We start from the raw sequence: 11130 nt of genomic DNA on the forward strand, positions 1-11130 counted from the left end.
TCCTGTACCTAATTAAGGAATAGTGTTTGTCGCTACAGCGGCTGGTGCTACAGTCACCATATTTTCGCTGGCTACACCCATATGCGTACCCAATTCACCTTCCAAAAGCCTTTTCACATCAGACAGGAAGCGAGCGGCAGGTGCGCCATCAATAGCGCGGTGATCGAAGTTCAAAGACAACGTCATGATCGGTCGAACAATAACTTCACCATTGCGTACAACGGCACGTTCTTCAACTGAACCAACACCAAAGATAGATGTTGTAATGCATGGCGGAATAAGCGTCTTGATACCGTATTTGCCTAGACTGCTAACACCAAATGTTGCTCCCATGTACTTAAGACGAATACTCGGGAAATGCATGCCGGTCCAAAGTATCATCCGTCTAAGCCAAAGCGGAAATTTAGAGAAGCGATTTTGCACTTCCAAGTCCGCCACTTCCTCCATAGATTTTGATCCGAATGCTTTCAGCTCATCACCAATCTGCTCTAACGATTTGGTGTGCGGATCGCGAATCGTACCAAGAAATACTCCCGGCACTCCATCAACGTATCTTTCAACAGTAAATCCGGCGACAATTTCATTTAGGGTCATTGTTGAGCCCCAGGGCAACATAACTGTGCGGCTGAATGGGTGCTCGAGTTGAGCAAGACCAATTGCCTTAAGCACAATTGCCGTCATTGTAATTTTGCAACCGCGCTTTTCATATTCTTTGCGCAAATTCTCTGCCCAGGTCATATCCACATCAAGAAATAACGTAGCAGCCGGCACAGCACCGCTGGCAATATGGATAACATCCAATATGCCCCCGCGCGCGCGCGGCATGCCGGAGATGTGATAACGTCCAGAACTGGAAACTTTATTGTTCATTTGACCTCAGCCGCAAAAAAAACCTGTAACCGCCAAAAACATACAATGACAACTTATACTACCATTTTGAGTCCGTCGTCGCTCGCATCCCCTTCTCATATCTTACAGCCCACTAATAAACATGAGTGTAAACCAGAACGAATTGTTCCCGAATATTCCCCCACTGCTTATTAAGGGAATTGAAGAATTTAATAGCCAGAGCTATTTTGACTGTCACGAGACCCTGGAAACCCTTTGGGGCACTCAAAATGGGGCAGAAAAGCTCTTAAGTCAGGCAATTATCCAGTTTGCCGTTGCCTACTACCACTGGCGGCGCTTAAATTTTCAAGGAGCTGAGAGCCTATTTAAGCGTGGACTATCGAAAATTGAGCAAGCAAAAATCGACCAGACGGCATCTTCTGCTTACCCGATTGATATTCAAGACCTAGTAGATCAAATAGTAAGCGATATGCCAATAGTGATTGCGGGGAAAACACTAACCAAATTCCCGGTGATAAGATTTCTGTAGGCGTCACCTACATGAGTCATAAATGAGTAAAGAACAACCACTAATACTAGTGGTCGATAGCGAATCCGAAAGTCTCGATCATCTAACTGCGCTGCTAAAGCAATCCGGCTACAACACGATTACTGCGCCTGATGCGATTAAGGGTCTGGCATCATGCCGCCTTAGAGCCCCCGCAATAATATTGCTTGCCCTGAATATGCCGCTAATGAACGGTAGAGAAATGCTCAATCGTCTAAAGGCTGATCTACGCACGGAAGATATTCCGGTAATTTTCCTTCTTACAGAAGATGACACGCAAAGCCCTCACAGCTTATGGGTGATGGAAGACTACGAATTTCTAATCAAACCAGCTTCAGAAGCCGAACTTCTCGTGCGCGTGAAGGCAAATTTGAGAACCCGGCGCTTGAAAGAAGAACTACGACGCAAGGACAGTCAACTTAAAGAGTTGACACTTGTAGATTCAGTGACCATGCTCAAGAATGCGCGGTATTTCCAGGAAATGGTCAAATCGCAGATAGTGCAGTCGCAGCGCTACAAATTGCCGCTTACGCTAATTCTTTTGCAAGTTGATCAACAAAAGGACATTCAACGCACCAGAGGTCAAAACGGCACGGACTCCATGGCATCGCAAATTGCCGCACTCTTGTTGCGTCACAAACGCGAGTCCGACATTGCCGTACGTTTAAGCACCAATGAATTTGCGCTTCTCTTACCAAACACCGACAAAGCAGGGGCAGACGGACTGGCCGAACGTATTTTGCAAACTATAGACAAAAGCACATTTACTATAGGCAGCGACTCATACGAATTGAGCATCAGCGCCGGAGTGTCAATTCTTTCCGAAGATGACGACGCAGACGGCAAACAGATTCTTAATCGCGCCCGCACAAACATGGAAATAGCCGGCGAACGCGGCAATAGCTTTATCTCCTCGTAGGGCGCATACTCTCGCGTCGACGAAATCACCCTCGTCCTTGTAGGGGCGCATTGCATGCGCCCGCCGTGTTACCGAGCCCCGCGAAAAATCTCACGCGTTCAAAGCTAATCCGGAATCTTATCGTCCGTCTGCACATTCACCACATTAACACCGCGCCCTTCAAGAAAATCAATTAAGTCATGGCCTTGATTTTCCATCGGCCACAAAGGCACTTCCATATCGGCGTAAGGCGCATGCAGAATGACACTTGCCGAATCAGTAAATGGATAGTACTCGGCATATTTCACATCATCTAAAAGGACCATTTGTTGCGAGCGTTTATGATGCAGCGAATCTTCCACAGAAAGAACTGCTTCCGTGTCTGTTATTTCCAGTTCAAAATTACGAAAACTATCAAAATAAATCTTGCGCGACATCAGATACAACAGACAAGAAAAGGCAGCAGTCGATCCTCCTATCAATACGCTATATAACGGGCTATAAGGAAAAACCCAATAAGCCACAGAAGCCCATAGAGCAACGAAAACCCAGCTTAAGCCCAACATGGCAACCATCGGCCACAATCCAGCCCTCCTAGCGTAGGGTCGTGAGATAAGAGTAATCTTACTAGTCACTGGATAAGCCATTTTGTAAACCCCGGCTCTATCTCCATTCTAGTACCAGCGAGGCAAAATTGGCTATTTGCTAAGGACCGTTAAAACTAGCTCTAATGCAAAGCCAGTCGTCAATCCATTATTATTTGCCCGGTAGATTTGCCTAATGTGAAGAGGCCAATGCTCAATGTCCAGCGTTAATGATGGTTTCCAAAACCCAAATTCCGTAGGCTCCGGCAATTTACCGGCTGAAGCGTTACTGGAAGACGATCTGAGCACTTCAATTACGTTTACAGAGGCGCACAATGACCTGGCTCTGGAACTAGAAGCCGGACTTTTAGAAATTTCGCGCATCGAAAGCGATAACCCGGATCTCGCCAACATCGAATTTTCACCATCCGATGAAAGTCAGGCAAGAACAGCTATTGGGCGGGCCGCAGCAAAACTGACGAGCGAAGATCTACAACTGATCAATAACAATCGCGGTTTACTTGCTCTTCTCAAGAAAAAACGAATCAAAGTCAACGATGTCCTTGAGGCATTGCGCTATGAAGACGAATTAGTCAAACTGCAAGTAGAGCTAGTGCGTTTTCAAAGATGGGTGCAAGAGTCAGGCAGACGTGTAGCAATTCTATTTGAAGGCCGCGATGCAGCCGGTAAAGGTGGAACAATCAGGCGCTTTACCGAACACTTAAACCCACGTTCAATTCGCGTAGTAGCTCTTCCAAAACCAACCCTTGAAGAACAAGGACAGTGGTATTTCCAGAGATACTCAAAACAATTGCCGAACAGAGGCGAAATTGTATTTTTCGACCGCAGTTGGTACAACCGTGCGGTAGTTGAACCTGTAAACGGCTTCTGTACCGAAGGCGAGTACAAGCGTTTCATGCAGCAAGTCCCGGAATACGAGCACATGCTCTATGAAGATGGCATAACGATTATCAAATTCTGGTTCTCTATTTCCAAAGAAGAACAATTAAAGCGCATGGTCTCCCGTCAAACAAATCCATTGAAGCAATGGAAACTGAGCCCGGTTGACCAATCAGCTCAGGAAAAGTGGGATGTCTACACTCACTACAAAGAAGAGATGTTCAGCAAAACTCACACTTCATTTAGTCCATGGATTATCGTCAAAGCCAATAGCAAACGCCTGGCAAGACTGGAAAGCATCCGCTACGTACTCGATCATTTCCCTTATCCCGGCAAAGGCGACACGAATACACCAATTCATCCCGATCCAAACATCATCGGGCGCTTCCATAGAAATATCATCAAGATCGACTAAGTGTCAGCTACCAGCTACTAGCTAAAAGCGATATCGTAAAATTCATGCCATTCCAAAGCCCGTGAGTGATCATCGACGGTACAAGACTGCCTGTCTTTTCAAAAACAATCGCAAGCACTAGTCCAAGTGCAAACAAAGGACCAAGCCCGCCTGGGTCCAGATGCAAAATTGCAAACAAGAAGGCCGAAAACACAGCTGCCCCGACAACACCTATTTTCGAGCGCACGCTCTGGTAGACCAACCCACGGAATAAGGGTTCTTCACACACTGGAGCCAGAACAGACAAAGACAAATAGAAAAGCGCAATTGCCGGCAAGTTGTTGGAGCGCGCCACTTGAAAGAGAATTGATAAGACCGGATTTTGAGATCCATGCGCTCCGAAAAACTTTGTAGAAATTGCAAAGGCTATAAGTACAATCGGCACAGCCGCCATCCAGGCAATAAATCCAAAAAATACGGATGCAGCTATTCCTTTGTCCGTCTTTATCTTCAAGCCGGACAGCAGTGGAATTTTCTTGCGGCGGAAGGCAAACCAATAGATGTAGAACCAAACCGGACCATTGGAAACCAAATATGTAACTGCCAAAAACGCCGACATCATAGTTGCGGGCACACCGGACATTTTGATATCAAGGCTGGCCATTACTGAGCTGACGATCACTTCGTTGGCCATCCAAGCAATCATAACCGTGACAACTGAGCGTACATCACCTATTCCGGCAACCGGCAAAAGTTTTTGCTCGCCTGGACCTTTGGCTGCAATCAAACACATCTGAATAAACAAAATCCCCAAGCCACCAAGAATGATCAGAGGCAGTCCGATTATTATTAGGGCCATTTTGTTGATCCAATCAACAGCTTTCTGCTCAGACAATTGCACGTATTTGTTGTAATTCTCACTGTCGCCTGTGACTTTGTATAAACGCAAAAGCGCGGTATCTCTGTACCAACTTAATGGCATGAGTTTTTCAATTGTCGCTTCATAACTAGGCTCGTACGTTTTAGTTACCGTTTCAAAATAAATCTTGTGGATGATTCCGGCAAATTCAGAAACACGCGGGTCTTCGTTTTTCTGCAAATTAGTAAGCAGCTTTTCAATTTCCGGCTTGTTCTTTTTCAAATCAGCTTCAGCTAACACAAGAGCCAGACGAATCTGCAAATAGGGGCTATTTGGATTTTCCTTTAGCGATGAACGCAAAGTACTCTCGGCTTGAGAAATGAAGTCATCGGTAAAGCTTGTCGGATTATCTCCCATGACAGGTTTCAGTCTACCGAATACTTCAGGCAGATTTGCCTTGATGAAGTCAAAAGCCATATAGCTTCGCAGCATCAAGTTCGCTCCTTCACCAGCAACTACTAATGAAGTGGTATTCACCCTATCACGACGTTCGATAGTTGTATAAGCAGCCTGGGCAATAAAAAGAGTTATGCCGATGAGGACAATTTTCTGCTGCAGGGGTTGCGAATCATCCCGATGGTAATAAACCAGCGCCGTTAACAAGACGACCCCAATTAGGGGCATCACAAGTGGCATCAAATTTTCCAAATTCACCAGAGACCTGTCTTTCGTGCGCTGGTCTAGAACTCGCCCATTTCCCCAAAGCCGGTGAACTCACCGTAGTCACCAAAGCCTTGCAGGTGTCCAAAGGCAGCATTTGTATTGTGCAAGAAGTCGCGGTCGTTATCAGGGAAATAACCTGGATCTGCCTTGGTAGCCTGATCAGGATAATAGCCCCAAGGGAATCCCCGTGCCAACTTCCTCTGGCGCAAAAAGCCGGGTAATTTTACATATCCCAGTCCCAAGACAATGGACAAGGCAAAGATAATCTCTGCTATCCAGATATTGCCCCATTGCATAATTACAGCATCCTAATTAATGACGCTTGGAAAGCTCCAGGCACCCATATATTAGGGCTGCCCGAGAGGCAAGTCAAGAACAGGGGTATGGGAAAACTACTCAGCGTCGGTTAAAAGAGCGACTTTCTGGGCTCCAACGTTGCTCACGGACATACGTGGACCTTGGGTGCGCCTGAAGTTTTCAATATAGCGGCGCATGGCTTCGCGAATCAAATCCGAACGGGTACGGTGTTCAACACCAGCAACAAAATCAATTTGCTCGAGTAATCCTTGGGGAAGAGCTACTAATACTTTTTTCGGCATTGGACACCTTGTTTAAAAAGAAAGGAGGCAAACTTTGAAAACGCCCGTAGTCAATAGACGCGTTCTTTCGCCTTTGCTTTACGGTCATCACGAGGAGTACAATCTACACTCTTCCGGAAACTTTTTAAAGGGCTGAAAAGCCCATAACTGGCTAAACACAAAAAACTCAGATAAAAGGTTTTTTCAAAACAGACTATCGATTTTTTGCACTTACCCTATTGCATTCAGCTTCTCATCAGCATTTCGGAAGATTCAAACAAGGCCATTTTCAATGAGCAATATTCAAGAAGAAAAGACAAAACAAGAAGCGTTAGATGACATTTGCCGACTGACGTCCAATGTAAAAGCAGGTGGATGCGCAGCAAAAATGAGTGCATCTCAACTAGCTGAAATAGTCTTTGGCATTCCAAAACTTGACTGCCCGCAATTGCTTACCGGCATAGACAATTTCGAAGATGCATCCGTCTACAAAATCTCAGATGATCTCGCAATAATTCAGAGTGTCGATTTCTTTCCACCGGTTGTTGATGATCCATATTTGTTCGGCCAAATTGCAGCAGTAAATGCCTTATCCGACATTTACGCGATGGGCGGTAAGCCAATCATGGCTCTTAACATTTTTAGTTTTCCCTCTTGCGATCTACCACTTTCCGCGGCCAAAGAAATTCTTCGCGGCGGAGCAAAAGCAATTAGCGATGCCGGAGCAGTATTGGCCGGCGGACATTCTATACAAGGAAAAGAAGTCTTATATGGATTGTCGGTAACAGGTCTTGTTCACCCCGACAAAATTTTGACTAATAACAAAGCTTTGGCCGGTGATCAAATTATTCTTTGCAAACCAATTGGAACAGGTGTTGCACTTTTAGCTCATAAAGGCGGCCTACTATCTGAACAAGTGCAATCAATCCTTTTCCAAAATCTCACATACTTGAACAATCAAGTTTTAAAGCTTGCACTAAAGTACAACATACATGCAGCCACAGATGTCACAGGATTTGGTTTGGTGGGACACCTGCATGAAATGGCTTTAGCAAGCAGACTAAAGACACAAGTCATTTGCAAAGCTGTTCCTCTATTACCGCAAGTTAAAGACTTTGCCGATCAGGGATTTATTCCGGCAGCGGCTTATGCCAATCGACTGTCTTATGAAAAATACGTGCGGGGTCTTACAGATGATGCAATTGTCGATCTTCTTTTTGATCCGCAAACTGCCGGTGGTTTGATGTTCTCTTGCGATAAAGTTGAGACCGGCAAACTACTATCAGATCTAAAGAATGCCAAGATTGAGGCAGCTGTAATTGGTGAATTTGTCGCCGGTGAAACCAGTGAAAATGGAATCGTGGAGTTAGTTATTTAATATGCAACGCGTTGATCTAAGAAATCTCAGCTGTCCTGAACCTGTGCTTCGCACAAAAAAACTTTTCGACGATCCCAATGTCGAAGCAGCTGAAGTGCTTGTCGATGATGAGGTTTCCGTAAGAAATCTTGAACGACTTTCCAAATACTTGAAAGCATCGGTAAGCTCCAAGAAAACCGACAAAGGATTTCAAGTCACACTTAAAAGAACCCTTGATCCCAAAGTCATTCTGAGCGCGAGCGAAGAATCTCCAGTAAAGGATGGAAATCACGGAGCCAAAAGCACAACTGTTGTTTTTCTTTCAAAAGATACTTTTGGAGAAGGTGATGAGGAATTCAGCCGAACACTTTTAAATTTGTTCTTGCAAACTTTATTTGAAACTGGACAAAGGCCGCAAGCAATTTTGATGGCTAACTCCGGAGTTAAGTTAATGGCGAAAAGTTCTGCCGTTTTGAGAGTCCTTCAAGACTTTCAGAAAGAAGGTGTTGAAGTTGCAGCTTGTGGACTGTGCGTAGATTATTACGGACTAAAGGAAGACATACCAGTGCCGCAAATAACAAACATGTTTGCTATTTGCGAGTATTTAACTTCTGCCGAAAAGGTTCTCAGTCCCTGAGATCAAGATCGTTTTTAAATATTTTGTAGAACACGAATGCGGCGATGCATGTGCCAAGAATAATTAGAACAACCACCGAGTCGCACAGAAAGTGCAACAAGTTAGCCATTGGTTCGCTTAGACGTACCATCTTTAACTAACCACCTTGTTAGCAGGCAGTGCCAAAAGAGCCAGCACTTCGTCCAACACAGGCAGACCATCTATTGCGCCAAGTCGCTCGCAAGCACGCGCACCTACGGCATTGGCAAAGGCGCCAATTCTTTGCCAGTCACTAAGAGTTAACTCCGCCAATTTCTCCGGATTGCTCTTTTGCCCCAAACGCTGATCAATGGCATACATGAGACCGGCCATAAACGCATCACCGGCGCCAACCTCATCAACTGAATAGACTTCATAGCCGGGACAAACAGCTATTCCTTTATCGCTAACCAAAATGCAGCCATTACCGGCAAGAGTGGCAGCCAAGACAGTCGGTCTATAACGTTCAAACAAAACTTGCGCCATTTCTTTTGGAGACTTTAGAGACTCGGCATCCGACCAGAACATAAGTTCCTGCAAATTTACTTTGACGATATGCGCACGAGTAAGACAAGCTGCTGCTAATGCTTTTGCCTTTTCATCTTCGCCTGTGGGAAATCCGGCGTCAAAGGAAATTACCAAACCCATTTGAGCTGCAAGACTCATTGCCTTTTCAATGGCCGAGCGTCTCGGTTCAGCAGTCATTGAAATTCCTGTTGCGTGCAGAAAGCGAGCACCGGCAAGAGCTTCCGGTTTAACATCTTTGGGTTTTAAATCCGAAGCAGCATTGGGATCGGGCCAGTTGTAGAAACTATGACTGCCATGTGTGTCGGTGAACACGTAACATTGGGCAGTTGGATGTTTGTCATCGGCAATGAGAAAATCCAGCAAGACTCCTTCTTTGATGAGGGTTCTTCTTAGAAAATCGCCATGAAAATCAATGCCTATCTTGCCGATAAGCCTGGATGCTCCACCAAGTCTGCTAAATGCAATAGCAACATTGGCAGCATTGCCGCCTAAATGACGACTAAACTGCGTTGCATCCAAACGAGTCTTGCCGGCTTTAACGGACAACCAATCAACGACAATTTCCCCGATGGCTGCAACCGACATTTAGACTTCCTGGTTAGCGCAACATCAAAGCTTGCTTGCCGGCTTCCTCAAGTACCTTTGGATAGAGGTCAAAAGCTGGACGAATAATCGGAAGCAGCGCTAATGCTTTAGGTGTTGGTCCTTTAGAAGTAATCTTGCCGGTGAGAATTGCTACAGGCACGCTTATGCGACCCATCCAAAACTCGTGAGCAACATCACCCTTCATGGACATTTCAATAGTTGGCTTTATGTCACATGGTCCGATGATTATTTTCATGTCCTGACCATCGGAGCAGTCAATTGTCACTGTTCCATCCGGTTCCCGAAAACGAAATTGAGCACTCAATTTAGACTCAATCAGCGGCTTGGCAATTTGCGGGTTAGCCTTAACCCTATGCCACATGTCCGACATCACACTATGTATTTCTTCTGAAGTTGCGAAAACCGGCATCAGTACGCCCTCTCGTATATACGAATAATATCTTCTAGAGAGGCCTCCTTCGGGTTAAACATTATTGCAGGATCTGTCGAAGCAAGCAAAGCAATTTCTTCATAATCTCCGTTAACCGGTGCCGGAACACCCAAGTTCTGCAAGCGATCCGGCAATCCCAAGTCGGAGATTATATTTCTCACGGATGAAATCAAAGCATCTGCCGCTTCAGCATCGCGACTTGAATCTGAGAATCCAAGATATCGTGAAGCATGAGCAAATCTGGAAACAGAGACATCCAAGTTGAATTCCATACCGTGCGGCAGGAAAACTGCATTGGTCATGCCGTGATGAGTTCCGTACTTGGCTCCTGTTGAATGAGCCAGCGCATGAACAATACCGACACCGCTATTAGTAAAAGCTAAGCCGGCCATGGTGCTTGCCACAAGTGTTTGCCCGCGGGCTTCCAAATCCTTACCATCGGCTGTAGCAAGAGGAAGAAACTCGAACAGCAACTTCATGGACTCTAAAGCCAATGCATCAACAAAAGCCGACGGCGCAATTGGAGCTACAAGAGCTTCAATATCGTGCGTCAGCGCATCAAGTCCTGTGGCTGCCGTCAAACGCGGTGGCAATGAGAGCAAAAGAGTCGGATCCAAAATAGCCCTATCAGGAGCTAAAAATGGGCTGCCGAATAAAAGCTTTCTACCTTCATTGCGGTCCATAACCATGGCTACCAAAGAAACTTCCGAGCCTGTGCCTGCGGTTGTCGGAATGGCAATCAAAGGCAAAAGTTTTGTCGGCAGATTATTCAAGCCTTGATAATCAATCAGGTGACCTTCATAGTTGTCGCCCTGATAGGTCAAACAAATATTTGTTGCCTTAGCAGTGTCCATAACAGAACCACCACCAATGGCAATCAATGAATCACAGTCATTTTTCACGCCCAGTTCAACAGCGCTCATGACTGAGTCAACATCGGAGTCTTGGGGGACCGAACTGAAAATTGCCGGATTTTCAAAACCACCTTCAGCAAGCGATTGCAAAATTGGCTCAACAACACCAGCTTTCAGCAAATTGCCGTCGGTGATAATGAGCACTTTGGTTGCTCCCAGCTCTTTTAAAACATCAGCAACGCTTGAAGCAGCGCCTTCGCCGAAAGAAATTCTTGTACCTGAACAAAATTCGAATGCTTGCATTATGAAATCAACCATACTGAGGTGACAACCAGTATATTTACTTTCTCAGATTATTGCGCTACTCC

Annotated in this window: 13 protein-coding genes; 5 read left to right on the forward strand and 8 right to left on the reverse strand. The window is 45.5% G+C overall.

Translation table 11 applies throughout. The features are described 5' to 3' along the window. Window positions 1-12: 12 nt before the first annotated feature. Entirely contained in the window at window positions 13-870 is an 858-nt protein-coding gene (locus K2Y22_09930) for a 2-oxo acid dehydrogenase subunit E2 (protein MBX9878762.1), read from the reverse strand. Between the two features lie 121 nt (window positions 871-991). On the opposite strand from K2Y22_09930, the gene K2Y22_09935 reads away from it, so the two are divergent. Both K2Y22_09935 and K2Y22_09940 read left to right on the forward strand, forming a co-directional pair. Next, window positions 992-1378, forward strand: coding sequence for a DUF309 domain-containing protein (locus K2Y22_09935; protein MBX9878763.1), 387 nt, complete (start codon window positions 992-994; stop codon window positions 1376-1378). A gap of 22 nt (window positions 1379-1400) precedes the next feature. After that, window positions 1401-2315 (forward strand): diguanylate cyclase, encoded by a 915-nt coding sequence (locus tag K2Y22_09940; protein MBX9878764.1) that lies wholly within the window; start codon window positions 1401-1403, stop codon window positions 2313-2315. Between the two features lie 104 nt (window positions 2316-2419). On the opposite strand, the gene K2Y22_09945 is transcribed toward K2Y22_09940, so the two are convergent. Continuing rightward, window positions 2420-2869, reverse strand: coding sequence for a hypothetical protein (locus K2Y22_09945; protein ID MBX9878765.1), 450 nt, complete (start codon window positions 2867-2869; stop codon window positions 2420-2422). A gap of 226 nt (window positions 2870-3095) precedes the next feature. Here K2Y22_09945 and ppk2 point away from each other — a divergent pair, with 226 nt between their 5' ends. Continuing rightward, complete coding sequence (gene ppk2, locus K2Y22_09950) at window positions 3096-4193, forward strand: polyphosphate kinase 2 (protein MBX9878766.1); 1098 nt, start codon at window positions 3096-3098, stop codon at window positions 4191-4193. 7 nt (window positions 4194-4200) lie between these two features. On the opposite strand, the gene K2Y22_09955 is transcribed toward ppk2, so the two are convergent. The 3 genes from K2Y22_09955 to K2Y22_09965 all read right to left on the reverse strand — a co-directional run bounded on the left by K2Y22_09955 (window position 4201) and on the right by K2Y22_09965 (window position 6353). Further along, complete coding sequence (locus K2Y22_09955) at window positions 4201-5727, reverse strand: CPBP family intramembrane metalloprotease (protein ID MBX9878767.1); 1527 nt, start codon at window positions 5725-5727, stop codon at window positions 4201-4203. A gap of 44 nt (window positions 5728-5771) precedes the next feature. Next, complete coding sequence (locus K2Y22_09960) at window positions 5772-6050, reverse strand: hypothetical protein (GenBank protein MBX9878768.1); 279 nt, start codon at window positions 6048-6050, stop codon at window positions 5772-5774. A gap of 96 nt (window positions 6051-6146) precedes the next feature. After that, entirely contained in the window at window positions 6147-6353 is a 207-nt protein-coding gene (locus K2Y22_09965; protein MBX9878769.1) for a ribbon-helix-helix domain-containing protein, read from the reverse strand. 271 nt (window positions 6354-6624) lie between these two features. On the opposite strand from K2Y22_09965, the gene selD reads away from it, so the two are divergent. Next, on the forward strand, window positions 6625-7710 hold the full coding sequence (selD, locus tag K2Y22_09970) for a selenide, water dikinase SelD (GenBank protein ID MBX9878770.1): 1086 nt from the start codon (window positions 6625-6627) through the stop codon (window positions 7708-7710). A gap of 1 nt (window position 7711) precedes the next feature. Beyond that, window positions 7712-8326 (forward strand): sulfurtransferase-like selenium metabolism protein YedF, encoded by a 615-nt coding sequence (gene yedF, locus K2Y22_09975; protein ID MBX9878771.1) that lies wholly within the window; start codon window positions 7712-7714, stop codon window positions 8324-8326. Window positions 8327-8458: 132 nt separating this feature from the next. Here the strand turns inward: yedF and K2Y22_09980 are convergent, their stop codons facing one another. From K2Y22_09980 to K2Y22_09990, 3 genes are read right to left on the reverse strand one after another with little or no spacing between them, the layout of a single operon-like run. Further along, complete coding sequence (locus K2Y22_09980) at window positions 8459-9457, reverse strand: carbohydrate kinase (protein ID MBX9878772.1); 999 nt, start codon at window positions 9455-9457, stop codon at window positions 8459-8461. A 13-nt stretch (window positions 9458-9470) separates the two neighbouring features. Next, the gene (locus tag K2Y22_09985; protein MBX9878773.1) at window positions 9471-9887 is read right to left on the reverse strand and encodes a hypothetical protein; all 417 of its coding nucleotides are present in this window, start codon (window positions 9885-9887) and stop codon (window positions 9471-9473) included. Then, complete coding sequence (locus tag K2Y22_09990; protein ID MBX9878774.1) at window positions 9887-11065, reverse strand: iron-containing alcohol dehydrogenase; 1179 nt, start codon at window positions 11063-11065, stop codon at window positions 9887-9889. The genes K2Y22_09985 and K2Y22_09990 overlap by 1 nt, the downstream gene beginning before the upstream one ends. Between the last annotated feature and the right edge of the window lie 65 nt (window positions 11066-11130).

The organism is Candidatus Obscuribacterales bacterium (assembly GCA_019744775.1).
Lineage (GTDB): Bacteria > Cyanobacteriota > Vampirovibrionia > Obscuribacterales > Obscuribacteraceae > SBAT01.

What these genes read in the sequence shown, in the direction of transcription:
- K2Y22_09930 (MBX9878762.1), bottom strand. Translation starts at nt 870, where the DNA reads ATGAACAATAAAGTTTCCAGTTCTGGACGTTATCACATCTCCGGCATG.
- K2Y22_09935 (MBX9878763.1), top strand. Translation starts at nt 992, where the DNA reads ATGAGTGTAAACCAGAACGAATTGTTCCCGAATATTCCCCCACTGCTT.
- K2Y22_09940 (MBX9878764.1), top strand. Translation starts at nt 1,401, where the DNA reads ATGAGTAAAGAACAACCACTAATACTAGTGGTCGATAGCGAATCCGAA.
- K2Y22_09945 (MBX9878765.1), bottom strand. Translation starts at nt 2,869, where the DNA reads ATGGTTGCCATGTTGGGCTTAAGCTGGGTTTTCGTTGCTCTATGGGCT.
- ppk2 (MBX9878766.1), top strand. Translation starts at nt 3,096, where the DNA reads ATGTCCAGCGTTAATGATGGTTTCCAAAACCCAAATTCCGTAGGCTCC.
- K2Y22_09955 (MBX9878767.1), bottom strand. Translation starts at nt 5,727, where the DNA reads ATGCCACTTGTGATGCCCCTAATTGGGGTCGTCTTGTTAACGGCGCTG.
- K2Y22_09960 (MBX9878768.1), bottom strand. Translation starts at nt 6,050, where the DNA reads ATGCAATGGGGCAATATCTGGATAGCAGAGATTATCTTTGCCTTGTCC.
- K2Y22_09965 (MBX9878769.1), bottom strand. Translation starts at nt 6,353, where the DNA reads ATGCCGAAAAAAGTATTAGTAGCTCTTCCCCAAGGATTACTCGAGCAA.
- selD (MBX9878770.1), top strand. Translation starts at nt 6,625, where the DNA reads ATGAGCAATATTCAAGAAGAAAAGACAAAACAAGAAGCGTTAGATGAC.
- yedF (MBX9878771.1), top strand. Translation starts at nt 7,712, where the DNA reads ATGCAACGCGTTGATCTAAGAAATCTCAGCTGTCCTGAACCTGTGCTT.
- K2Y22_09980 (MBX9878772.1), bottom strand. Translation starts at nt 9,457, where the DNA reads ATGTCGGTTGCAGCCATCGGGGAAATTGTCGTTGATTGGTTGTCCGTT.
- K2Y22_09985 (MBX9878773.1), bottom strand. Translation starts at nt 9,887, where the DNA reads ATGCCGGTTTTCGCAACTTCAGAAGAAATACATAGTGTGATGTCGGAC.
- K2Y22_09990 (MBX9878774.1), bottom strand. Translation starts at nt 11,065, where the DNA reads ATGCAAGCATTCGAATTTTGTTCAGGTACAAGAATTTCTTTCGGCGAA.